Below are 19,700 nucleotides of genomic sequence, written 5' to 3' on the forward strand. Positions count from 1 at the left end.
ATGCCACGTTCTCTCAAGAAAGGTCCTTTTATTGACCTGCACTTGCTGAAGAAGGTAGAGAAAGCGGTGGAAAGCGGAGACAAGAAGCCCCTGCGCACCTGGTCCCGTCGTTCAACGATCTTTCCTAACATGATCGGTTTGACCATCGCTGTCCATAATGGTCGTCAGCACGTTCCGGTATTTGTTTCCGACGAAATGGTCGGTCACAAACTGGGTGAATTCGCACCGACTCGTACTTATCGCGGCCACGCTGCTGATAAAAAAGCGAAGAAGAAATAAGGTAGGAGGAAGAGATGGAAACTATCGCTAAACATCGCCATGCTCGTTCTTCTGCTCAGAAGGTTCGCCTTGTTGCTGACCTGATTCGCGGTAAGAAAGTGTCGCAGGCTCTGGATATTCTGACCTACACCAACAAGAAAGCGGCTGTACTGGTCAAGAAAGTTCTGGAATCTGCCATTGCTAACGCTGAACACAACGATGGCGCTGACATTGACGATCTGAAAGTTACGAAAATTTTCGTAGACGAAGGCCCGAGCATGAAGCGCATTATGCCGCGTGCAAAAGGTCGTGCAGATCGCATCCTGAAGCGCACCAGCCACATCACTGTGGTTGTGTCCGATCGCTGAGACTCTGGAGACTAGCAATGGGTCAGAAAGTACATCCTAATGGTATTCGCCTGGGTATTGTAAAACCATGGAACTCTACCTGGTTTGCGAACACCAAAGAATTCGCTGACAACCTGGACAGCGATTTTAAAGTACGTCAGTACCTGACGAAGGAACTGGCTAAAGCGTCTGTATCTCGTATCGTTATCGAGCGTCCGGCTAAGAGCATCCGTGTGACCATTCACACCGCTCGCCCGGGTATCGTTATCGGTAAAAAAGGTGAAGACGTAGAAAAACTGCGTAAGGTCGTAGCGGATATCGCTGGCGTTCCTGCACAGATCAACATCGCCGAAGTTCGTAAACCTGAACTGGACGCTAAACTGGTTGCTGACAGCATCACTTCTCAGCTGGAACGTCGCGTTATGTTCCGTCGTGCGATGAAGCGTGCTGTACAGAACGCCATGCGTCTGGGCGCTAAAGGTATCAAAGTTGAAGTTAGCGGCCGTCTGGGCGGCGCGGAAATCGCACGTACCGAATGGTACCGCGAAGGTCGCGTACCGCTGCACACTCTGCGTGCTGACATCGACTACAACACCTCTGAAGCGCACACCACTTATGGTGTAATCGGCGTTAAAGTGTGGATCTTCAAAGGCGAGATCCTGGGTGGTATGGCTGCTGTTGAACAACCGGAAAAACCGGCTGCTCAACCGAAAAAGCAGCAGCGTAAAGGCCGTAAATAAGGAGCGTCGCTGATGTTACAACCAAAGCGTACAAAATTCCGTAAAATGCACAAAGGCCGCAACCGTGGTCTGGCTGCAGGCGCGGATGTTAGCTTCGGCAGCTTCGGCCTGAAAGCTGTTGGCCGTGGTCGTCTGACTGCCCGTCAGATCGAAGCAGCACGTCGTGCTATGACCCGTGCAGTTAAGCGTCAAGGTAAGATCTGGATCCGTGTATTCCCGGACAAACCGATCACTGAAAAGCCGCTGGCAGTGCGTATGGGTAAAGGTAAAGGTAACGTGGAGTATTGGGTTGCCTTGATTCAGCCGGGTAAAGTCCTGTATGAAATGGACGGCGTACCGGAAGAGCTGGCCCGTGAAGCATTCAAGCTGGCAGCAGCGAAACTGCCGATTAAAACCACCTTTGTAACTAAGACGGTGATGTAATGAAAGCAAAAGAGCTGCGTGAGAAGAGCGTTGAAGAGCTGAACACCGAGCTACTGAACCTGCTGCGTGAGCAGTTCAACCTGCGTATGCAGGCTGCAAGTGGCCAGCTGCAACAGTCTCACCTGTTGAAGCAAGTGCGTCGTGATGTCGCACGCGTTAAGACTTTACTGACTGAGAAGGCGGGTGCGTAATGACCGATAAAATCCGTACTCTGCAAGGTCGCGTGGTTAGCGACAAAATGGAGAAATCCATTGTTGTTGCTATCGAACGTTTTGTGAAACACCCGATCTACGGTAAATTCATCAAGCGTACGACCAAAATGCACGTACATGACGAGAACAACGAATGCGGTATCGGCGACGTGGTTGAAATCCGCGAATGCCGTCCGCTGTCCAAGACCAAATCCTGGACTCTGGTTCGCGTTGTAGAGAAAGCGGTTCTGTAATACAGTACGCATTCTCAACGAATAAACGGCTCAGCGATGGGCCGTTTATTTTTTCTACCCATATCTGATTTGCGGTGTTATAATGCCGCGCCCTCGATATGGGGTTTTTTTAACGACCTGATTTTCGGGTCTCAGTAGTAGTTGACATTAGCGGAGCACTAAAATGATCCAAGAACAGACTATGCTGAACGTCGCCGACAACTCCGGTGCACGTCGCGTAATGTGTATCAAGGTTCTGGGTGGCTCGCACCGTCGCTACGCAGGCGTAGGCGACATCATTAAGATCACCATCAAAGAAGCGATTCCGCGTGGTAAGGTCAAAAAAGGTGATGTGCTGAAGGCGGTAGTGGTGCGCACCAAGAAGGGTGTTCGTCGCCCGGACGGTTCTGTCATTCGCTTCGATGGTAATGCATGCGTTATTTTAAACAATAACAGCGAGCAGCCTATCGGTACGCGTATTTTTGGGCCGGTAACTCGTGAACTTCGTAACGAGAAGTTCATGAAAATTATCTCTCTGGCACCAGAAGTACTCTAAGGAGCGAATCATGGCAGCGAAAATCCGTCGTGATGACGAAGTTATCGTGTTAACCGGTAAAGATAAAGGTAAACGCGGTAAAGTTAAGAATGTCCTGTCTTCCGGCAAGGTCATTGTTGAAGGTATCAACCTGGTTAAGAAACACCAGAAGCCGGTTCCGGCTCTGAACCAACCGGGCGGCATCGTTGAAAAAGAAGCTGCAATTCAGGTTTCTAACGTTGCAATCTTCAATGCGGCAACCGGCAAGGCTGACCGTGTAGGCTTTAGATTCGAAGACGGCAAAAAAGTCCGTTTCTTCAAGTCTAACAGCGAAACTATCAAGTAATTTGGAGTAGTACGATGGCGAAACTGCATGATTACTACAAAGACGAAGTAGTTAACAAACTCATGACTGAGTTTAACTACAATTCTGTCATGCAAGTCCCTCGGGTCGAGAAGATCACCCTGAACATGGGTGTTGGTGAAGCGATCGCTGACAAGAAACTGCTGGATAACGCAGCAGCAGACCTGACAGCAATCTCCGGTCAAAAACCGTTGATCACCAAAGCACGCAAATCTGTTGCAGGCTTCAAAATCCGTCAGGGCTATCCGATCGGCTGTAAAGTAACTCTGCGTGGCGAACGCATGTGGGAGTTCTTTGAGCGCCTGATCACTATTGCTGTTCCTCGTATCCGTGACTTCCGTGGCTTGTCCGCTAAGTCATTCGACGGTCGTGGTAACTACAGCATGGGTGTCCGTGAGCAGATCATCTTCCCAGAAATCGACTACGATAAAGTCGACCGCGTTCGTGGTTTGGATATTACCATTACCACTACTGCGAAATCTGACGAAGAAGGCCGTGCTCTGCTGGCTGCCTTTGACTTCCCGTTCCGCAAGTAAGGTAGGGTTACTAAATGGCTAAGCAATCAATGAAAGCACGCGAAGTAAAACGCGTAGCTTTAGCTGATAAATACTTCGCGAAACGCGCTGAACTGAAAGCGATCATCTCTGATGTGAACGCAACCGACGAAGATCGTTGGAATGCGGTTCTTAAGCTGCAGACTCTGCCGCGTGATTCCAGCCCGTCACGTCAGCGTAACCGCTGCCGTCAAACTGGTCGTCCGCACGCTTTCCTGCGGAAGTTCGGGTTGAGCCGTATTAAGGTCCGTGAAGCCGCTATGCGCGGTGAAATTCCGGGTCTGAAAAAGGCTAGCTGGTAATTGTCACCAATTGAATCACGGGAGTAAAGACAGATGAGCATGCAAGATCCGATCGCGGATATGCTGACCCGTATCCGTAACGGTCAGGCCGCGAACAAAGCTGCGGTCACCATGCCTTCCTCCAAGCTGAAAGTGGCAATTGCCAACGTGCTGAAGGAAGAAGGTTTTATTGAAGATTTTAAAGTTGAAGGCGACACCAAGCCGGAACTGGAACTGACTCTTAAGTATTTCCAGGGTAAAGCTGTTGTAGAAAGCATTCAGCGTGTCAGCCGCCCAGGTCTGCGCATCTACAAACGTAAAGATGAGCTGCCGAAAGTTATGGCCGGTCTGGGTATCGCAGTTGTTTCTACCTCTAAAGGTGTTATGACTGATCGTGCAGCGCGCCAGGCTGGTCTTGGTGGCGAAATTATCTGCTACGTAGCCTAATCGGAGGAAAAAATGTCTCGTGTTGCTAAAGCACCGGTCGTTGTTCCTGCCGGCGTTGATGTCAAAATCAACGGTCAGGTTATTACGATCAAAGGTAAAAACGGCGAGCTGACTCGTACTCTCAACGATGCTGTTGAAGTTAAACATGCAGATAATGCACTGACCTTCGGTCCGCGTGATGGTTACGCAGACGGTTGGGCACAGGCTGGTACCGCGCGTGCCCTGCTGAACTCAATGGTTATCGGTGTTACCGAAGGCTTCACTAAGAAGCTGCAGCTGGTTGGTGTAGGTTATCGTGCAGCGGTTAAAGGGAATGTAGTAAACCTGTCTTTAGGTTTCTCTCACCCGGTTGACCATCAGCTGCCGGCAGGTATTACTGCTGAATGTCCGACTCAAACTGAAATCGTGCTGAAAGGCGCTGATAAGCAGGTGATCGGTCAGGTTGCAGCAGATCTGCGCGCCTACCGTCGTCCTGAGCCTTACAAAGGCAAGGGTGTTCGTTACGCCGACGAAGTCGTGCGTACCAAAGAGGCTAAGAAGAAGTAAGGTAACACTATGGATAAGAAATCTGCTCGTATCCGTCGTGCGACCCGCGCACGCCGCAAGCTCAAAGAGCTGGGCGCAACTCGCCTGGTGGTACATCGTACCCCGCGTCATATTTACGCACAGGTAATTGCACCGAACGGTTCTGAAGTTCTGGTAGCTGCTTCTACTGTAGAAAAAGCTATCGCTGAACAACTGAAGTACACCGGTAACAAAGACGCGGCTGCAGCTGTGGGTAAAGCTGTCGCTGAACGCGCTCTGGAAAAAGGCATCAAAGATGTGTCCTTTGACCGTTCCGGGTTCCAATATCATGGTCGTGTCCAGGCACTGGCAGATGCTGCCCGTGAAGCTGGCCTTCAGTTCTAAGGTAGAGGTGTAAGATGGCTCACATCGAAAAACAAGCTGGCGAACTGCAGGAAAAGCTGATCGCGGTAAACCGCGTATCTAAAACCGTTAAAGGTGGTCGTATTTTCTCCTTCACAGCTCTGACTGTAGTAGGCGATGGTAACGGTCGCGTAGGTTTTGGTTACGGTAAAGCGCGTGAAGTTCCAGCAGCGATCCAGAAAGCGATGGAAAAAGCCCGTCGCAATATGATTAACGTCGCGCTGAACAACGGCACCCTGCAGCACCCGGTTAAAGGTGTTCACACGGGGTCTCGTGTATTCATGCAGCCAGCTTCCGAAGGTACCGGTATCATCGCCGGTGGTGCAATGCGCGCCGTTCTGGAAGTTGCTGGGGTTCATAACGTTCTGGCTAAAGCATACGGTTCCACCAACCCGATCAACGTGGTTCGTGCAACTATTGATGGCCTGGAAAATATGAATTCTCCAGAAATGGTCGCTGCCAAGCGTGGTAAATCCGTTGAAGAAATTCTGGGGAAATAAACCATGGCAAAGACTATTAAAATTACTCAAACCCGCAGTGCAATCGGTCGTCTGCCGAAACACAAGGCAACGCTGCTTGGCCTGGGTCTGCGTCGTATTGGCCACACCGTAGAGCGCGAGGATACTCCTGCTGTTCGTGGTATGGTCAACGCGGTTTCCTTCATGGTTAAAGTTGAGGAGTAAGAGATGCGTTTAAATACTCTGTCTCCGGCCGAAGGCTCCAAAAAGGCGGGTAAACGCCTGGGTCGTGGTATCGGTTCTGGCCTCGGTAAAACCGGTGGTCGTGGTCACAAAGGTCAGAAGTCTCGTTCTGGCGGTGGCGTACGTCGCGGTTTCGAGGGTGGTCAGATGCCTCTGTACCGTCGTCTGCCGAAATTCGGCTTCACTTCTCGCAAAGCAGCGATTACAGCCGAAGTTCGTCTGTCTGACCTGGCGAAAGTAGAAGGCGGCGTTGTAGACCTGAACACGCTGAAAGCGGCAAACATTATCGGTATCCAGATCGAGTTCGCGAAAGTGATCCTGGCTGGCGAAGTCACTACTCCGGTAACTGTTCGTGGCCTGCGTGTTACTAAAGGCGCTCGTGCTGCTATCGAAGCTGCTGGCGGTAAAATCGAGGAATAAGTAGCAGATGGCTAAACAACCGGGATTAGATTTTCAAAGTGCCAAAGGTGGCTTAGGTGAGCTGAAACGCAGACTGCTGTTTGTTATCGGCGCGCTGATTGTGTTCCGTATTGGCTCTTTTATTCCGATCCCTGGTATTGATGCCGCTGTACTTGCCAAACTGCTTGAGCAACAGCGAGGCACCATCATTGAAATGTTTAACATGTTCTCTGGTGGTGCTCTCAGCCGTGCTTCTATCTTTGCCCTGGGGATCATGCCGTATATTTCGGCGTCGATCATTATCCAGCTGTTGACGGTGGTTCATCCAACGCTGGCAGAAATTAAGAAAGAAGGGGAGTCTGGTCGTCGTAAGATCAGCCAGTACACCCGTTACGGTACTCTGGTGCTGGCGATATTCCAGTCGATCGGTATTGCTACCGGTTTGCCGAATATGCCTGGTATGCAGGGCCTGGTGATGAATCCAGGCTTTGCATTCTATTTCACCGCTGTTGTAAGTCTGGTTACAGGAACCATGTTCCTGATGTGGCTCGGCGAACAGATTACTGAGCGCGGTATCGGTAACGGTATCTCAATCATCATCTTCGCTGGTATCGTTGCGGGACTCCCGCCAGCCATTGCCCATACTATCGAGCAAGCGCGTCAAGGCGACCTGCACTTCCTCGTGTTGCTGTTGGTTGCAGTATTAGTATTTGCAGTGACGTTCTTTGTAGTATTCGTTGAACGTGGTCAACGCCGTATTGTGGTAAACTACGCCAAACGTCAGCAAGGTCGTCGTGTCTATGCTGCACAGAGCACACATTTACCGCTGAAAGTGAATATGGCGGGGGTAATCCCGGCAATCTTCGCTTCCAGTATTATTCTGTTCCCGGCGACCATCGCGTCATGGTTCGGGGGCGGTACTGGTTGGAACTGGCTGACAACAATTTCGCTGTATTTGCAGCCTGGGCAACCGCTTTATGTGTTACTCTATGCGTCTGCAATCATCTTCTTCTGTTTCTTCTACACGGCGTTGGTTTTCAACCCGCGTGAAACAGCAGATAACCTGAAGAAGTCCGGTGCATTTGTACCAGGAATTCGTCCGGGAGAGCAAACGGCGAAGTATATCGATAAAGTAATGACCCGCCTGACCCTGGTTGGTGCGCTGTATATTACCTTTATCTGCCTGATCCCGGAGTTCATGCGTGATGCAATGAAAGTGCCGTTCTACTTCGGTGGGACCTCACTGCTTATCGTTGTTGTCGTGATTATGGACTTTATGGCTCAAGTGCAAACTCTGATGATGTCCAGTCAGTATGAGTCTGCATTGAAGAAGGCGAACCTGAAAGGCTACGGCCGTTAATTGGTCGCCTGAGAAGTTACGGAGAGTAAAAATGAAAGTTCGTGCTTCCGTCAAGAAATTATGCCGTAACTGCAAAATCGTTAAGCGTGATGGTGTCATCCGTGTGATTTGCAGTGCCGAGCCGAAGCATAAACAGCGCCAAGGCTGATTTTTTCGCATATTTTTCTTGCAAAGTTGGGTTGAGCTGGCTAGATTAGCCAGCCAATCTTTTGTATGTCTGTACGTTTCCATTTGAGTATCCTGAAAACGGGCTTTTCAGCATGGTACGTACATATTAAATAGTAGGAGTGCATAGTGGCCCGTATAGCAGGCATTAACATTCCTGATCAGAAACACGCCGTGATCGCGTTAACTTCGATCTACGGTGTCGGCAAGACCCGTTCTAAAGCCATCCTGGCTGCAGCGGGTATCGCTGAAAATGTTAAGATCAGTGAGCTGTCTGAAGAACAAATCGACACGCTGCGTGACGAAGTTGCCAAATTTGTCGTTGAAGGTGATCTGCGCCGTGAAATCAGCATGAGCATCAAGCGCCTGATGGATCTTGGTTGCTATCGCGGTTTGCGTCATCGTCGTGGTCTCCCGGTTCGCGGTCAGCGTACCAAGACCAACGCTCGTACCCGTAAGGGTCCGCGCAAACCGATCAAGAAATAATCGGGGTGATTGAATAATGGCAAAGGCACCAGTTCGCGCACGTAAACGTGTAAGAAAACAAGTCTCTGACGGCGTGGCTCATATCCATGCTTCTTTCAACAACACCATCGTGACTATTACCGATCGTCAGGGTAATGCGCTGGGTTGGGCAACAGCCGGTGGTTCCGGTTTCCGTGGTTCTCGCAAATCCACTCCGTTTGCAGCTCAGGTTGCAGCAGAGCGTTGCGCTGACGCCGTGAAAGAATACGGTATCAAGAATCTGGAAGTTATGGTTAAAGGTCCGGGTCCAGGCCGCGAATCTACTATTCGTGCTCTGAACGCCGCTGGTTTCCGCATCACTAATATTACTGATGTGACTCCGATCCCTCATAACGGTTGTCGTCCGCCGAAAAAACGTCGCGTATAACGCTTCGTTTTCCAGGTTAGTTGGAGAAAGAAAATGGCAAGATATTTGGGTCCTAAGCTCAAGCTGAGCCGTCGTGAGGGCACCGACTTATTCCTTAAGTCTGGCGTTCGCGCGATCGATACCAAGTGTAAAATTGAACAAGCTCCTGGCCAGCACGGTGCGCGTAAGCCGCGTCTGTCTGACTATGGTGTGCAGTTGCGTGAAAAGCAAAAAGTTCGCCGCATTTACGGTGTGCTGGAGCGTCAGTTCCGTAACTACTACAAAGAAGCAGCACGTCTGAAAGGCAACACCGGTGAAAACCTGTTGGCTCTGCTGGAAGGTCGTCTGGACAACGTTGTATACCGTATGGGCTTCGGCGCCACTCGTGCAGAAGCACGTCAGCTGGTTAGCCATAAAGCAATTATGGTAAACGGTCGTGTTGTTAACATCGCTTCTTATCAGGTTAGTCCGAATGACGTTGTTAGCATTCGTGAGAAAGCGAAGAAGCAGTCTCGCGTGAAAGCCGCTCTGGAGCTGGCTGAGCAGCGTGAAAAGCCAACCTGGCTGGAAGTTGATGCTGGCAAGATGGAAGGTACGTACAAGCGTAAGCCTGAGCGTTCTGATCTGTCTGCGGACATTAACGAACACCTGATCGTCGAGCTTTACTCCAAGTAAAGCTTAGTACCAAAGAGAGGACACAATGCAGGGTTCTGTGACAGAGTTTCTAAAACCGCGCCTGGTAGATATCGAGCAAGTGAGTTCGACGCACGCCAAGGTGACCCTTGAGCCTTTAGAGCGTGGCTTCGGCCATACTCTGGGTAACGCACTGCGCCGTATTCTGCTCTCATCGATGCCGGGTTGCGCGGTGACCGAGGTTGAGATTGATGGTGTACTACATGAGTACAGCACCAAAGAAGGCGTTCAGGAAGACATCCTGGAAATCCTGCTCAACCTGAAAGGGCTGGCGGTGAGAGTTCAGGGTAAAGATGAAGTTATTCTTACCTTGAATAAATCTGGCATTGGCCCTGTGACTGCAGCCGATATCACCCATGATGGGGATGTCGAAATCGTCAAGCCGCAGCACGTGATCTGCCACCTGACCGATGAAAACGCGTCTATTAGTATGCGTATCAAAGTTCAGCGCGGTCGTGGTTATGTGCCGGCTTCTACCCGAATTCATTCGGAAGAAGATGAGCGCCCAATCGGCCGTCTGCTGGTCGACGCCTGCTACAGCCCTGTAGAGCGTATTGCCTACAATGTTGAAGCAGCGCGTGTAGAACAGCGTACCGACCTGGACAAGCTGGTCATCGAAATGGAAACCAACGGCACAATCGATCCTGAAGAGGCGATTCGTCGTGCGGCAACCATCCTGGCTGAACAACTGGAAGCTTTCGTTGATTTACGTGATGTACGTCAACCGGAAGTGAAAGAAGAGAAACCAGAATTCGATCCGATCCTGCTGCGCCCTGTTGACGATCTGGAATTGACTGTCCGCTCTGCTAACTGCCTCAAGGCAGAAGCTATCCACTATATCGGTGATCTGGTACAGCGTACCGAGGTTGAGCTTCTTAAGACGCCTAACCTGGGTAAAAAATCTCTTACCGAGATTAAAGACGTGCTGGCTTCCCGTGGACTGTCTCTGGGTATGCGCCTGGAAAACTGGCCACCGGCAAGCATCGCTGACGAGTAACCGGATCACAGGTTAAGGTTTTACTGAGAAGGATAAGGTCATGCGCCATCGTAAGAGTGGTCGTCAACTGAACCGCAACAGCAGCCATCGCCAGGCTATGTTCCGCAACATGGCAGGTTCACTGGTTCGTCATGAAATCATCAAGACGACCCTGCCTAAAGCGAAAGAGCTGCGTCGCGTAGTTGAGCCGCTGATTACTCTTGCCAAGACTGATAGCGTTGCTAATCGTCGTCTGGCATTCGCCCGTACTCGTGATAACGAGATCGTGGCAAAACTGTTTAACGAGCTGGGCCCGCGTTTCGCGAGCCGCGCCGGTGGTTACACTCGCATTCTGAAGTGTGGCTTCCGTGCAGGCGACAACGCGCCGATGGCATACATCGAGCTGGTTGATCGTTCAGAGAAAACAGAAGCTGCTGCAGAGTAATCTGTAGTAACGTAAAAAAACCCGCTTCGGCGGGTTTTTTTATACCCTCCTGAACCCCACATATCTACAATAATTGTATTCTTTTCGTTCAATCCCTGGAGCGACGTATGTGGTTACTTGACCAGTGGGCAGAGCGTCATATTATCGAGGCACAGCGTAAAGGCGAGTTTGATAATTTGCCTGGCCGTGGCGAGCCGCTTATTCTGGATGATGATTCTCATGTGCCGGCGGAACTTCGTGCGGGTTATCGCTTACTCAAGAATGCGGGCTGTCTTCCCCCTGAACTGGAGCAGCGCAGAGACGCTATTCAGTTACTTGATATCCTCAACAGTATCCGGGAAGATGACCCTCGATACCATCAGGTTAGTCGCCAGCTCTCGCTGCTTGAACTAAAACTTCGGCAGGCTGGGTTGAGTACCGACTTTTTACACGGTGAGTATGCAGAAAAACTGCTGCATAAAATCAACGATAATTAACGGAGCTTGTATGTATCGCATTGGTGAGCTGGCAAAGCTGGCAGACGTAACGCCTGATACCATTCGCTACTATGAAAAACAGCAGATGATGGATCATGAGGTACGTACTGAAGGCGGGTTTCGTCTGTATACCGAAAACGATCTGCAGCGTCTCAAGTTTATTCGTTATGCGCGACAGTTGGGTTTCACGCTCGACTCGATCCGCGAGCTTTTATCGATCAGAATTGATCCTGAGCACCATACCTGTCAGGAGTCAAAAAGTATTGTGCAAGAGCGATTGCAGGAGGTTGAAGCCAGGATTGCGGAACTGCAAACGATGCAGCGTTCGTTACAAAGGCTTAATGATGCTTGTTGCGGAACGGCCCACAGTAGCGTCTATTGTTCCATTCTGGAAGCCCTGGAACAGGGGGCCAGTGGGGCGAAATCAGGATGTTGATTTATTGAACCGGCGGGGCTACACTCGCGCCGTTAATTTATACAATCGGGAGACATTATGAGCCGTTATCAACATAAGAAAGGGCAGATAAAGGACAATGCCATCGAGGCATTGTTACACGATCCCCTTTTCAGGCAACGCGTTGAAAAAAATAAGAAAGGCAAAGGAAGTTATCTGCGTAAAGGTAAACACGGTAATCGAGGGAACTGGGAGGCCAGTGGCAAGAAAGTAAGTGACTTTTTTACCACTGGCCTTCTGCTTATTAAGAACGGTTATTTTGTTCTTTCAGCAGATCGCGGATTTCGCCCAATAACACTTCCTCTTTAGAAGGCGCTGGCGGGGCTGCCGGCTCTTCTGCTTTTTTACGGTTGAGTCTGTTGATAAGCTTAATGGCAACAAAGATAGCAAAGGCCACAATCACAAAATCAAATACGTTCTGGATAAACACGCCGTAATGCATGACGACCGCCGGAATATCTCCCTGCGCTTCGCGTAACGTAAAAGCAAATTGTTTAAAGTCGATCCCGCCGATTAACAATCCCAACGGTGGCATAATGATATCGGCAACCAGTGAAGAAACAATCTTACCGAATGCCGCGCCAATAATGACACCCACTGCCAAATCCACAACATTCCCGCGCATCGCGAATTCGCGAAATTCTTTAATAAAACTCATTTTTATTCTCCCTATGCAGCTGACGTTATAAGTTTAACAAATGCTAAGGCATTTTCCATTTACGGCTTCTGTTTAGCGAAATAAATTAAACCTTGATAAATAAAGGGAATTAAAAAGGGCGCTGAATGAGCGCCCCTTAAATTAGAGGAAGAAAGGACTTGGCTGGAACAGACGTTCGACGTCGGTAATAAACTTTTTATCGGTCAAAAACATAATGACGTGATCGCCTTGTTCAATGCGCAAATTGTCATTAGCAATCATGACATCATTACCGCGAACGACCGCGCCAATAATGGTGCCTGGCGGCAGTTTAATTTCGTCAATGACGCGGCCAACCACGCGGGAAGTGCTTTCATCGCCGTGCGCGACGGCTTCGATGGCTTCGGCAACCCCGCGACGTAGTGAGGAAACGCCGACGATATCCGCTTTACGCACATGGCTCAGTAATGCAGAGATGGTGGCCTGCTGCGGAGAAATCGCAATATCTATAACGCTACCCTGCACAAGATCGACATAAGCGCGGCGCTGAATCAGCACCATCACTTTTTTGGCGCCCATCCGCTTGGCCAACATCGCGGACATGATATTGGCTTCATCATCGTTAGTGACCGCGATAAAGAGATCGACCTGATCAATATGCTCCTCCGCCAGCAATTCCTGATCGGAGGCGTCGCCAAAAAAGACGATCGTGTTTTGCAGTTTCTCAGCCAGTTCTGCGGCGCGTTGTTGATCGCGTTCGATCAATTTAACGCTATAGTCTTTTTCCAGACGCCTTGCCAGCCCGGCGCCGATGTTGCCGCCGCCCACCAGCATGATGCGCTTGTAGGGTTTTTCCAGACGCTGTAATTCGCTCATTACTGCACGGATATGCTGTGAAGCCGCAATAAAGAAGACTTCATCCCCTGCTTCCACGATAGTTGAGCCCTGAGGACGGATTGGTCTGTCATGACGGAAAATTGCGGCAACGCGGGTATCGATATGCGGCATATGTTCTCGCATTGTCGAGAGCGCGTTACCTATTAGTGGACCGCCATAGTAGGCTTTTACTACTGCCAGACTGACTTTCCCTTCAGCAAAGTTTACAACCTGTAATGCTCCCGGATACTCGATCAGACGATAAATATTATCGATAACCAACTGCTCCGGCGCGATCAGATGATCAATCGGAACCGCTTCAGAATGAAAGAGTTTATCCGCATCGCGAACATAGTCCGGGGAGCGAATGCGGGCGATACGGTTTGGAGTGTTGAAGAGTGAATAGGCTACCTGGCAGGCAACCATATTAGTTTCATCTGAACTGGTGACAGCGACCAGCATATCCGCATCGTCAGCGCCCGCTTCGCGCAACACGCGGGGATGCGAACCATGCCCCTGAACTACGCGTAGATCGAACTTATCTTGCAAACTGCGTAACCGTTCGCCGTTGGTATCAACCACCGTGATGTCGTTGTTTTCGCCGACCAGGTTTTCCGCCAGTGTTCCGCCAACTTGCCCTGCGCCCAGTATGATAATTTTCATCAGTCGTGGCCCGTTATCTCATCACTTCTTGATTAGCTTAGCGTAAAAGAACCCATCACCTTCTTCGCTGCCCGGCAGATTTTGCTGTCCTGGCTGATCAGGTGTTCCCGTTTCGCTGAGCGCGGCATCGGGAGTGCGTTGCAAAAAGGTTTTGATCTGATCGCGGTTTTCTTCCGGCAGTACGGAACAGGTGGCGTAAACCAGCGTCCCGCCAGGCTTCAGGCGCGGCCAGACGGCATCAAGAATTTCCGCCTGTAATTGCGCCAGTTCCGCGATATCGCGATCGCGACGCAGCCATTTGATATCTGGATGACGGCGAATGACGCCGGTTGCGGAGCAGGGCGCATCCAGCAGAATACGGTCAAACTGCTGCTCGCCGCACCATTGGGCGGGATAACGTCCATCCCCTTGTTTAACTGTCGCTTTCATCCCAAGACGCTTTAGGTTGTCGTAAACGCGGGAGAGTCGTTGTTCATCAATATCAACCGCCAACACGTCTGCTTCGGGGGCCACTTCGAGAATATGCGTGGTTTTACCGCCGGGCGCGGCGCACAAGTCTAAAATGTGCTCACCGTTCTGAGGAGCGAGAAAAACCGCACATCCCTGCGCAGAGGCATCCTGGACAGTTACCCAACCCTCAGCAAAACCGGGTAAAGCATGTACCGGAGCTGGCGTTTCCAGACGTACAGCGTCGGGATAATCGGGATGGGGATATCCCTTCATGCCTGCGTCTTCAAGTAAGCCAAGCCAACCGTCGCGGGTGTGGTGTGTACGATTTACACGTAGCCACATCGGTGGACGCTGGTTATTCGCTTCAATAATGCGTTGCCACTGTGTGGGGTAAGCATTTTGCAAACGCTTTACCAGCCAACCTGGATGTAAAAAGCGCGCATCGCTGGTCGCAAACTCATTAAGCAACGTTTCCTGCTGGCGCTGGAACTGGCGCAGGACGCCGTTAATTAACCCTTTCAACTGCGGACGTTTGATGGCGACCGCGCCTTCAACGGTTTCAGCCAGCGCCGCATGGGGAGGAACGCGGGTGTACAGCAACTGATAAAAGCCGACCATAATTAAGTAATGCACTGTACGCTGCTTGCCGGTCATTGGACGAGACATCAGCTTATTGATCAGCCATTCCAGCTGTGAAAGGGTGCGCAGGACGCCAAAGCACAGCTCCTGAAGTAGCGCTTTGTCTTTATCGGCGACTTTTTGTTGCAGCGGCGGGAGCACATTACTTAATGATTGTCCCTGCTCGACGACCTGTTCAACGGCCTGTGCCGCCAGACTACGTAAATTGTTTTGTTTTTTCATATGTATAAAATAAAAATGCCCGGTAACACCGGGCTTATAAAGACGTGACCGTCAGGCAAGACGGTTACCAGGAATAAACCATTCCCTGCGTGAATTTAACAGATCCTGGGCGCTCATCGCTTTTTTGCCGGCAGGCTGAAGCGAAAGCAAATTTAATATCCCCTTGCCTGTTGCAACCTGAATGCCCTGTTTCGTCGCGGCCAGAATGGTTCCCGGCAGCGACTGCGTGGCGTCCTCAATGACGGACGCCTGCCAGACTTTTACCGGCTGACCGTCGATTTCCAGCCAGCTCATTGGCCACGGATTAAAGGCGCGAATGCAACGCTCCAGCTGTGCTGCGGAGAGAGACCAGTCGATACGCGCTTCTTCTTTACTGAGCTTTTCCGCATGAGTGACCAGCGCTTCATTCTGCGCTTCAGGCGTCGCTGTGCCGTCCGCCAGTTGTTTTAGTGTGGTAATTAACCCCTGCGGGCCAAGTTCAGCCAACTTATTATACAGTGAGCCACTGGTATCTTCTGCGGTAATCGGGCACGCAAGTTTATACAGCATGTCGCCGGTATCCAGCCCTACATCCATCTGCATAATTGTGACGCCGGTTTCCGCATCGCCTGCCCAGAGTGAGCGCTGAATAGGCGCCGCGCCGCGCCAGCGTGGAAGCAGCGAACCGTGAACGTTGATACATCCGAGACGGGGCATATCCAGCACTGCCTTTGGGAGAATCAGGCCATATGCTACGACAACCATGACGTCGGCATGTAAGTCAGCAACCAGATGCTGGTTTTCCTGAGGACGAAGCGACACGGGCTGGAAAACGGGCAGGCCTTTTTCTTCCGCCAGCACTTTTACCGGGCTGGGCATCAACTTTTTGCCGCGACCTGCTGGACGATCGGGTTGGGTAAATACGCCGACAACGTTATGTCCAGAAGTTAACAGCGCGTCGAGATGACGCGCTGCAAAGTCAGGTGTACCCGCAAAAATAATACGTAGTGAATCTGACACGTTGGTTCTTGTCCTTTAAGCCCGGGCGTTCAGGCGGTCGAGTTTTTCTACTTTCTGACGAATACGTTGTTGCTTCAGCGGCGACAAATAATCGATAAACAGTTTACCGACCAGATGATCCATCTCATGCTGAATGCAAATTGCCAGCAAACCATCCGCTTCAAGCTCAAACGGGTTGCCGTCGCGATCCAGCGCGCGGATTTTCACTTTCTCGGCGCGCGGCACTAAAGCGCGCTGTTCCGGAATCGACAGACAGCCTTCTTCTATACCCGTTTCGCCACTTTTCTCCAGCAATTCCGGGTTAATGAGTACCAGGCGCTCGTCGCGGTTTTCCGAAACGTCAATCACGATGATCCGCTGGTGGATATCGACCTGCGTTGCGGCCAGACCGATACCTTCTTCCGCGTACATCGTTTCGAACATATCATCGACGATACGCTGAATTTCTGCATTCACTTCTTCAACCGGCTTTGCGACTTTGCGAAGGCGCTCGTCCGGAATATGTAACACTTGCAAAACTGACATAATTATCCAGAGTTGTGTTCAGGAGTTGAAAAGATTATTACCTCTATTCTAGACAAATCCCCACCTGATTGACAGCATCAGTGACCAATCGCAAAGATTGTTCAGACTGCTTGTGGCAGGGGAGGGAAAGGATGGCCCGTACCGAAATTTGGTTACGTTTAATGTACGTCGGCGACCTTTATGGCGAGGCGATGTTGAACATGGCGAATTCGCTTATTCGCCAGCCTCAGATAAATCGCACGCACCTTCAGGAGGCTGGTCTTACCGCGCGGCAAGCTGAACGTTTTTTACAGCTTCCAGCAGGTGTGCTTGATGAGACGTTACGCTGGCTTGAACTACCGCAGCACCATTTTCTGTGTGCGGATAGTGAAATTTATCCTCCCCAACTGCGTGCTATTGACGATTATCCCGGCGCTATTTTTATTGACGGCGATCCTGCCTGTCTGCATACCTGCCAACTTGCCGTCGTAGGGAGCCGGAGCCACTCCTGGTATGGAGAACGTTGGGGACGTCTGCTTTGCGAAAGCCTTGCGAAAAGCGGTTTGACGATCACCAGCGGCCTTGCCCGGGGAATTGATGGCGTAGCACACAACGCCGCGGTGAGTATGGGGGGAAAAAGTGTAGCGGTGTTAGGGAATGGCTTGGCAAAGATTTATCCTCGCCGACATGCCATGCTGGCTGAAAACTTGATTGCTACCGGCGGCGCAGTGGTCTCAGAATTTCCGCTTTCAACGCCTCCGCTACCGCAACATTTTCCTCGCAGAAACCGTATCATCAGCGGACTGAGCAAAGGCGTGCTGGTGATTGAGGCGGCGTTGCGTAGCGGTTCGTTGGTGACGGCGCGCTGCGCGCTTGAACAGGGACGGGACGTTTTTGCATTACCAGGTCCTATCGGTAGTCCGGGAAGCGAAGGCACGCACTGGTTAATTAAACAAGGGGCCACGCTTGTGACGACGCCGGAGGATATTCTGGAAAATTTGCAATACGGCTTACACTGGTTGCCAACTACGGCGGAAAATTCACTTTATTCACTAAATCAGGATGAGGCGGCATTGCCATTTCCTGAGCTCCTGGCTAACGTAGGAGATGAGGTAACACCTGTTGACGTCGTCGCTGAACGTGCCGGCCAACCTGTGCCAGCGGTAGTGGCTCAGCTACTCGAACTGGAGTTAGCAGGATGGATCGCAGCTGTACCCGGCGGCTATGTCCGATTAAGGAGGGCAAGCCATGTTCGACGTACTAATGTATTTGTTTGAAACATACATCCATAACGAAGCCGAGCTGCGCGTGGATCAGGACAGACTGGAGCGTGATCTCACCGACGCTGGGTTTGATCGCGAAGACATCTACAATGCGCTGCTGTGGCTGGAAAAACTCGCTGACTATCAGGATGGCCTCGCGGAACCCATGCAACTTGCTTCCGACCCTCTTTCAATGCGCATTTATACGGTTGAAGAGTGTGAAAGGCTTGATGCCAGTTGCCGGGGGTTCCTGTTATTCCTTGAGCAGATTCAGGTGCTAAACCTCGAAACACGAGAAATGGTGATTGAGCGTGTGCTGGCGCTGGATACCGCAGAGTTTGACCTGGAAGACTTGAAATGGGTTATTTTGATGGTGTTATTCAACATTCCGGGCTGTGAAAACGCCTATCAGCAAATGGAAGAATTACTCTTTGAGGTAAATGAAGGTATGCTGCATTGATAGGTGTTAATGCTGCATGAGTGAATATGGCTAAATCAGCACTGTTTTCGGTGCGTAAAAATGAGCCCTGCCCGCAGTGCGGGGCCGAACTGGTAATTCGTTCCGGGAAACATGGTCCGTTTCTCGGCTGTTCTCGCTATCCGGAATGCGATTATGTTCGTCCGCTGAAAAGTCAGGCGGACGGGCATATCGTTAAAATTCTGGAGGGGCAACTGTGTCCTGAGTGTGGCGCCGTACTGGTGCTGCGTCAGGGGCGCTTTGGCATGTTCATCGGATGCAGTCAGTATCCGCAATGTGAACATACAGTGGTTATTGATAAACCGGATGAAACGGCGATTGCCTGTCCAGCCTGCCAGCAAGGACATTTGGTCCAGCGCCGTTCTCGTTACGGTAAAATCTTTCATTCCTGCGATCGCTACCCGGAATGTCAGTTCGTCATTAACTTCACACCGGTTGCGGGGGAATGCCCCGAGTGCCATTATCCGCTACTCATCGAAAAGAAAACCGCGCAGGGCGTGAAGCGCTTTTGCGCCAGTAAACAATGTGGAAAGCCGGTTCCGGTGGAATAAACAAGTGAATAATAACCTGCCAACAGGATCTATCGCCGCAGCGGTAGATCTCCTGAATAAAGAAAATGTCATCGCTTATCCAACAGAAGCCGTTTTCGGCGTCGGCTGCGATCCCGATAGTGAAACAGCCGTTACGCGCCTGTTGGCGTTAAAACAACGGCCCGTCGATAAGGGACTCATTTTGATTGCCGCCAGCTTTGAGCAGTTAAAACCTTATGTTGATGACAGCATACTTACCGCCGCACAGCGTAAAGCAGTATTTGATTGCTGGCCCGGGCCGGTAACGTTTGTTTTTCCTGCGCCCGCGACAACGCCGCGGTGGCTCACGGGACGTTTTGATTCCCTGGCCGTTCGTGTTACCAACCACCCGCTGGTGGTCGCGCTATGCAATGCGTATGGCAAACCGCTGGTTTCCACCAGCGCTAATCTGAGCGGATTACCGCCATGCCGTACCGTTGAAGAGGTGCGTGCGCAATTTGGTGATGATTTTCCGGTGGTTGAAGGCGCAACGGGTGGGCGTTTAAATCCTTCAGAAATTCGCGATGCTCTGACGGGCGAACTGTTTCGACAGGGGTAATA

34 protein-coding genes and 1 pseudogene are annotated in these 19,700 nt (G+C 50.9%); 30 read left to right on the forward strand and 5 right to left on the reverse strand.

Annotated features, from left to right (window positions below; all coding sequences use genetic code 11):
• From rpsS to K8W53_RS02145, 26 genes and pseudogenes are all read left to right on the forward strand, one after another.
• Positions 1-279, forward strand: coding sequence for a 30S ribosomal protein S19 (gene rpsS / locus K8W53_RS02020; RefSeq protein ID WP_001138115.1), 279 nt, complete (start codon positions 1-3; stop codon positions 277-279).
• A 14-nt stretch (positions 280-293) separates the two neighbouring features.
• Positions 294-626 carry a 50S ribosomal protein L22 gene (gene rplV / locus K8W53_RS02025; RefSeq protein WP_000447529.1) on the forward strand — a complete coding sequence of 111 codons (333 nt, stop codon included), beginning with the start codon at positions 294-296 and terminating at the stop codon, positions 624-626.
• Positions 627-643: 17 nt separating this feature from the next.
• Entirely contained in the window at positions 644-1,345 is a 702-nt protein-coding gene (gene rpsC / locus K8W53_RS02030) for a 30S ribosomal protein S3 (protein WP_000529945.1), read from the forward strand.
• Between the two features lie 12 nt (positions 1,346-1,357).
• Positions 1,358-1,768 carry a 50S ribosomal protein L16 gene (gene rplP / locus K8W53_RS02035; RefSeq protein ID WP_000941208.1) on the forward strand — a complete coding sequence of 137 codons (411 nt, stop codon included), beginning with the start codon at positions 1,358-1,360 and terminating at the stop codon, positions 1,766-1,768.
• Positions 1,768-1,959 (forward strand): 50S ribosomal protein L29, encoded by a 192-nt coding sequence (rpmC, locus tag K8W53_RS02040; protein WP_000644742.1) that lies wholly within the window; start codon positions 1,768-1,770, stop codon positions 1,957-1,959. Before rplP ends, rpmC begins: the two co-directional genes overlap by 1 nt.
• Positions 1,959-2,213 carry a 30S ribosomal protein S17 gene (gene rpsQ / locus K8W53_RS02045; protein WP_000130101.1) on the forward strand — a complete coding sequence of 85 codons (255 nt, stop codon included), beginning with the start codon at positions 1,959-1,961 and terminating at the stop codon, positions 2,211-2,213. The genes rpmC and rpsQ overlap by 1 nt, the downstream gene beginning before the upstream one ends.
• 163 nt (positions 2,214-2,376) lie before the next feature.
• Positions 2,377-2,748 carry a 50S ribosomal protein L14 gene (gene rplN, locus K8W53_RS02050; RefSeq protein ID WP_000613954.1) on the forward strand — a complete coding sequence of 124 codons (372 nt, stop codon included), beginning with the start codon at positions 2,377-2,379 and terminating at the stop codon, positions 2,746-2,748.
• A gap of 10 nt (positions 2,749-2,758) precedes the next feature.
• Entirely contained in the window at positions 2,759-3,073 is a 315-nt protein-coding gene (gene rplX / locus K8W53_RS02055) for a 50S ribosomal protein L24 (protein WP_000729185.1), read from the forward strand.
• 14 nt (positions 3,074-3,087) lie between these two features.
• Positions 3,088-3,627, forward strand: coding sequence for a 50S ribosomal protein L5 (gene rplE, locus K8W53_RS02060; RefSeq protein ID WP_001096206.1), 540 nt, complete (start codon positions 3,088-3,090; stop codon positions 3,625-3,627).
• A gap of 14 nt (positions 3,628-3,641) precedes the next feature.
• The gene (gene rpsN, locus K8W53_RS02065; RefSeq protein WP_001118932.1) at positions 3,642-3,947 is read left to right on the forward strand and encodes a 30S ribosomal protein S14; all 306 of its coding nucleotides are present in this window, start codon (positions 3,642-3,644) and stop codon (positions 3,945-3,947) included.
• 33 nt (positions 3,948-3,980) lie between these two features.
• Positions 3,981-4,373 (forward strand): 30S ribosomal protein S8, encoded by a 393-nt coding sequence (gene rpsH, locus K8W53_RS02070; protein WP_000062611.1) that lies wholly within the window; start codon positions 3,981-3,983, stop codon positions 4,371-4,373.
• A 12-nt stretch (positions 4,374-4,385) separates the two neighbouring features.
• Positions 4,386-4,919, forward strand: coding sequence for a 50S ribosomal protein L6 (rplF, locus tag K8W53_RS02075; protein ID WP_000091939.1), 534 nt, complete (start codon positions 4,386-4,388; stop codon positions 4,917-4,919).
• Positions 4,920-4,928: 9 nt separating this feature from the next.
• Positions 4,929-5,282, forward strand: coding sequence for a 50S ribosomal protein L18 (gene rplR / locus K8W53_RS02080; protein ID WP_000358956.1), 354 nt, complete (start codon positions 4,929-4,931; stop codon positions 5,280-5,282).
• Positions 5,283-5,296: 14 nt separating this feature from the next.
• Entirely contained in the window at positions 5,297-5,800 is a 504-nt protein-coding gene (gene rpsE / locus K8W53_RS02085; RefSeq protein ID WP_000940121.1) for a 30S ribosomal protein S5, read from the forward strand.
• A gap of 3 nt (positions 5,801-5,803) precedes the next feature.
• Positions 5,804-5,983, forward strand: coding sequence for a 50S ribosomal protein L30 (gene rpmD / locus K8W53_RS02090; RefSeq protein WP_001140434.1), 180 nt, complete (start codon positions 5,804-5,806; stop codon positions 5,981-5,983).
• A 3-nt stretch (positions 5,984-5,986) separates the two neighbouring features.
• On the forward strand, positions 5,987-6,421 hold the full coding sequence (rplO, locus tag K8W53_RS02095) for a 50S ribosomal protein L15 (protein ID WP_001238917.1): 435 nt from the start codon (positions 5,987-5,989) through the stop codon (positions 6,419-6,421).
• A 7-nt stretch (positions 6,422-6,428) separates the two neighbouring features.
• Entirely contained in the window at positions 6,429-7,760 is a 1,332-nt protein-coding gene (gene secY / locus K8W53_RS02100; RefSeq protein ID WP_001118864.1) for a preprotein translocase subunit SecY, read from the forward strand.
• 31 nt (positions 7,761-7,791) lie between these two features.
• A complete protein-coding gene (gene rpmJ / locus K8W53_RS02105) occupies positions 7,792-7,908 on the forward strand; it encodes a 50S ribosomal protein L36 (protein ID WP_000868187.1) in 117 nt (38 codons plus the stop codon).
• 146 nt (positions 7,909-8,054) lie between these two features.
• Positions 8,055-8,411 (forward strand): 30S ribosomal protein S13, encoded by a 357-nt coding sequence (gene rpsM / locus K8W53_RS02110; RefSeq protein WP_000090780.1) that lies wholly within the window; start codon positions 8,055-8,057, stop codon positions 8,409-8,411.
• A 16-nt stretch (positions 8,412-8,427) separates the two neighbouring features.
• Positions 8,428-8,817, forward strand: coding sequence for a 30S ribosomal protein S11 (gene rpsK / locus K8W53_RS02115; protein WP_001029758.1), 390 nt, complete (start codon positions 8,428-8,430; stop codon positions 8,815-8,817).
• A gap of 33 nt (positions 8,818-8,850) precedes the next feature.
• Positions 8,851-9,471 (forward strand): 30S ribosomal protein S4, encoded by a 621-nt coding sequence (gene rpsD, locus K8W53_RS02120; RefSeq protein ID WP_000135226.1) that lies wholly within the window; start codon positions 8,851-8,853, stop codon positions 9,469-9,471.
• 25 nt (positions 9,472-9,496) lie between these two features.
• Complete coding sequence (locus K8W53_RS02125) at positions 9,497-10,486, forward strand: DNA-directed RNA polymerase subunit alpha (RefSeq protein WP_001162094.1); 990 nt, start codon at positions 9,497-9,499, stop codon at positions 10,484-10,486.
• A 40-nt stretch (positions 10,487-10,526) separates the two neighbouring features.
• Positions 10,527-10,910: a 50S ribosomal protein L17 gene (gene rplQ, locus K8W53_RS02130; protein WP_001216370.1), complete on the forward strand. Its 384-nt coding sequence runs from the start codon at positions 10,527-10,529 to the stop codon at positions 10,908-10,910.
• Positions 10,911-11,017: 107 nt separating this feature from the next.
• The gene (locus K8W53_RS02135; protein WP_000266515.1) at positions 11,018-11,386 is read left to right on the forward strand and encodes a DUF1992 domain-containing protein; all 369 of its coding nucleotides are present in this window, start codon (positions 11,018-11,020) and stop codon (positions 11,384-11,386) included.
• 10 nt (positions 11,387-11,396) lie between these two features.
• Positions 11,397-11,822 (forward strand): Zn(2+)-responsive transcriptional regulator, encoded by a 426-nt coding sequence (zntR, locus tag K8W53_RS02140; protein WP_000285585.1) that lies wholly within the window; start codon positions 11,397-11,399, stop codon positions 11,820-11,822.
• A 57-nt stretch (positions 11,823-11,879) separates the two neighbouring features.
• Positions 11,880-12,083: pseudogene (locus tag K8W53_RS02145) on the forward strand (alternative ribosome-rescue factor A); the annotation flags it as partial.
• A gap of 1 nt (position 12,084) precedes the next feature.
• Here the strand turns inward: K8W53_RS02145 and mscL are convergent.
• The 5 genes from mscL to def all read right to left on the reverse strand — a co-directional run bounded on the left by mscL (position 12,085) and on the right by def (position 16,851).
• Complete coding sequence (mscL, locus tag K8W53_RS02150) at positions 12,085-12,498, reverse strand: large-conductance mechanosensitive channel protein MscL (RefSeq protein WP_000008119.1); 414 nt, start codon at positions 12,496-12,498, stop codon at positions 12,085-12,087.
• 141 nt (positions 12,499-12,639) lie between these two features.
• Positions 12,640-14,016 carry a Trk system potassium transporter TrkA gene (gene trkA, locus K8W53_RS02155; RefSeq protein ID WP_000691374.1) on the reverse strand — a complete coding sequence of 459 codons (1,377 nt, stop codon included), beginning with the start codon at positions 14,014-14,016 and terminating at the stop codon, positions 12,640-12,642.
• 21 nt (positions 14,017-14,037) lie between these two features.
• A complete protein-coding gene (gene rsmB, locus K8W53_RS02160; RefSeq protein ID WP_023224017.1) occupies positions 14,038-15,327 on the reverse strand; it encodes a 16S rRNA (cytosine(967)-C(5))-methyltransferase RsmB in 1,290 nt (429 codons plus the stop codon).
• A gap of 51 nt (positions 15,328-15,378) precedes the next feature.
• Positions 15,379-16,326 (reverse strand): methionyl-tRNA formyltransferase, encoded by a 948-nt coding sequence (gene fmt, locus K8W53_RS02165; RefSeq protein ID WP_001285165.1) that lies wholly within the window; start codon positions 16,324-16,326, stop codon positions 15,379-15,381.
• A 15-nt stretch (positions 16,327-16,341) separates the two neighbouring features.
• Entirely contained in the window at positions 16,342-16,851 is a 510-nt protein-coding gene (gene def, locus K8W53_RS02170; RefSeq protein WP_000114987.1) for a peptide deformylase, read from the reverse strand.
• A 131-nt stretch (positions 16,852-16,982) separates the two neighbouring features.
• On the opposite strand from def, the gene dprA reads away from it, so the two are divergent.
• The 4 genes from dprA to tsaC are packed head-to-tail and all read left to right on the forward strand — an operon-like array spanning position 16,983 to position 19,698.
• Positions 16,983-18,107, forward strand: coding sequence for a DNA-protecting protein DprA (dprA, locus tag K8W53_RS02175; RefSeq protein ID WP_000124529.1), 1,125 nt, complete (start codon positions 16,983-16,985; stop codon positions 18,105-18,107).
• On the forward strand, positions 18,079-18,552 hold the full coding sequence (gene smg / locus K8W53_RS02180; RefSeq protein WP_000460663.1) for a DUF494 family protein Smg: 474 nt from the start codon (positions 18,079-18,081) through the stop codon (positions 18,550-18,552). Before dprA ends, smg begins: the two co-directional genes overlap by 29 nt.
• Positions 18,553-18,578: 26 nt before the next feature.
• Entirely contained in the window at positions 18,579-19,121 is a 543-nt protein-coding gene (locus tag K8W53_RS02185) for a type I DNA topoisomerase (RefSeq protein WP_001129708.1), read from the forward strand.
• Positions 19,122-19,125: 4 nt separating this feature from the next.
• The gene (gene tsaC / locus K8W53_RS02190; RefSeq protein WP_001650846.1) at positions 19,126-19,698 is read left to right on the forward strand and encodes an L-threonylcarbamoyladenylate synthase type 1 TsaC; all 573 of its coding nucleotides are present in this window, start codon (positions 19,126-19,128) and stop codon (positions 19,696-19,698) included.
• Positions 19,699-19,700 lie beyond the last annotated feature (2 nt).

This window comes from Salmonella sp. A29-2, assembly GCF_020150755.1.
Taxonomy (GTDB): domain Bacteria; phylum Pseudomonadota; class Gammaproteobacteria; order Enterobacterales; family Enterobacteriaceae; genus Salmonella; species Salmonella enterica.

What these genes read in the sequence shown, in the direction of transcription:
- rpsE (WP_000940121.1), top strand. Translation starts at nt 5,297, where the DNA reads ATGGCTCACATCGAAAAACAAGCTGGCGAACTGCAGGAAAAGCTGATC.
- rplE (WP_001096206.1), top strand. Translation starts at nt 3,088, where the DNA reads ATGGCGAAACTGCATGATTACTACAAAGACGAAGTAGTTAACAAACTC.
- rpsC (WP_000529945.1), top strand. Translation starts at nt 644, where the DNA reads ATGGGTCAGAAAGTACATCCTAATGGTATTCGCCTGGGTATTGTAAAA.
- rplP (WP_000941208.1), top strand. Translation starts at nt 1,358, where the DNA reads ATGTTACAACCAAAGCGTACAAAATTCCGTAAAATGCACAAAGGCCGC.
- rpmD (WP_001140434.1), top strand. Translation starts at nt 5,804, where the DNA reads ATGGCAAAGACTATTAAAATTACTCAAACCCGCAGTGCAATCGGTCGT.
- rpmJ (WP_000868187.1), top strand. Translation starts at nt 7,792, where the DNA reads ATGAAAGTTCGTGCTTCCGTCAAGAAATTATGCCGTAACTGCAAAATC.
- rpsQ (WP_000130101.1), top strand. Translation starts at nt 1,959, where the DNA reads ATGACCGATAAAATCCGTACTCTGCAAGGTCGCGTGGTTAGCGACAAA.
- rplO (WP_001238917.1), top strand. Translation starts at nt 5,987, where the DNA reads ATGCGTTTAAATACTCTGTCTCCGGCCGAAGGCTCCAAAAAGGCGGGT.
- def (WP_000114987.1), bottom strand. Translation starts at nt 16,851, where the DNA reads ATGTCAGTTTTGCAAGTGTTACATATTCCGGACGAGCGCCTTCGCAAA.
- secY (WP_001118864.1), top strand. Translation starts at nt 6,429, where the DNA reads ATGGCTAAACAACCGGGATTAGATTTTCAAAGTGCCAAAGGTGGCTTA.
- rpsS (WP_001138115.1), top strand. Translation starts at nt 1, where the DNA reads ATGCCACGTTCTCTCAAGAAAGGTCCTTTTATTGACCTGCACTTGCTG.
- rplX (WP_000729185.1), top strand. Translation starts at nt 2,759, where the DNA reads ATGGCAGCGAAAATCCGTCGTGATGACGAAGTTATCGTGTTAACCGGT.
- rplR (WP_000358956.1), top strand. Translation starts at nt 4,929, where the DNA reads ATGGATAAGAAATCTGCTCGTATCCGTCGTGCGACCCGCGCACGCCGC.
- trkA (WP_000691374.1), bottom strand. Translation starts at nt 14,016, where the DNA reads ATGAAAATTATCATACTGGGCGCAGGGCAAGTTGGCGGAACACTGGCG.
- rpsD (WP_000135226.1), top strand. Translation starts at nt 8,851, where the DNA reads ATGGCAAGATATTTGGGTCCTAAGCTCAAGCTGAGCCGTCGTGAGGGC.
- rplF (WP_000091939.1), top strand. Translation starts at nt 4,386, where the DNA reads ATGTCTCGTGTTGCTAAAGCACCGGTCGTTGTTCCTGCCGGCGTTGAT.
- dprA (WP_000124529.1), top strand. Translation starts at nt 16,983, where the DNA reads ATGGCCCGTACCGAAATTTGGTTACGTTTAATGTACGTCGGCGACCTT.
- mscL (WP_000008119.1), bottom strand. Translation starts at nt 12,498, where the DNA reads ATGAGTTTTATTAAAGAATTTCGCGAATTCGCGATGCGCGGGAATGTT.
- K8W53_RS02185 (WP_001129708.1), top strand. Translation starts at nt 18,579, where the DNA reads ATGGCTAAATCAGCACTGTTTTCGGTGCGTAAAAATGAGCCCTGCCCG.
- rpsK (WP_001029758.1), top strand. Translation starts at nt 8,428, where the DNA reads ATGGCAAAGGCACCAGTTCGCGCACGTAAACGTGTAAGAAAACAAGTC.
- rpsN (WP_001118932.1), top strand. Translation starts at nt 3,642, where the DNA reads ATGGCTAAGCAATCAATGAAAGCACGCGAAGTAAAACGCGTAGCTTTA.
- rpsH (WP_000062611.1), top strand. Translation starts at nt 3,981, where the DNA reads ATGAGCATGCAAGATCCGATCGCGGATATGCTGACCCGTATCCGTAAC.
- rplV (WP_000447529.1), top strand. Translation starts at nt 294, where the DNA reads ATGGAAACTATCGCTAAACATCGCCATGCTCGTTCTTCTGCTCAGAAG.
- K8W53_RS02135 (WP_000266515.1), top strand. Translation starts at nt 11,018, where the DNA reads ATGTGGTTACTTGACCAGTGGGCAGAGCGTCATATTATCGAGGCACAG.
- K8W53_RS02125 (WP_001162094.1), top strand. Translation starts at nt 9,497, where the DNA reads ATGCAGGGTTCTGTGACAGAGTTTCTAAAACCGCGCCTGGTAGATATC.
- zntR (WP_000285585.1), top strand. Translation starts at nt 11,397, where the DNA reads ATGTATCGCATTGGTGAGCTGGCAAAGCTGGCAGACGTAACGCCTGAT.
- rsmB (WP_023224017.1), bottom strand. Translation starts at nt 15,327, where the DNA reads ATGAAAAAACAAAACAATTTACGTAGTCTGGCGGCACAGGCCGTTGAA.
- rplQ (WP_001216370.1), top strand. Translation starts at nt 10,527, where the DNA reads ATGCGCCATCGTAAGAGTGGTCGTCAACTGAACCGCAACAGCAGCCAT.
- rpmC (WP_000644742.1), top strand. Translation starts at nt 1,768, where the DNA reads ATGAAAGCAAAAGAGCTGCGTGAGAAGAGCGTTGAAGAGCTGAACACC.
- rplN (WP_000613954.1), top strand. Translation starts at nt 2,377, where the DNA reads ATGATCCAAGAACAGACTATGCTGAACGTCGCCGACAACTCCGGTGCA.
- smg (WP_000460663.1), top strand. Translation starts at nt 18,079, where the DNA reads ATGTTCGACGTACTAATGTATTTGTTTGAAACATACATCCATAACGAA.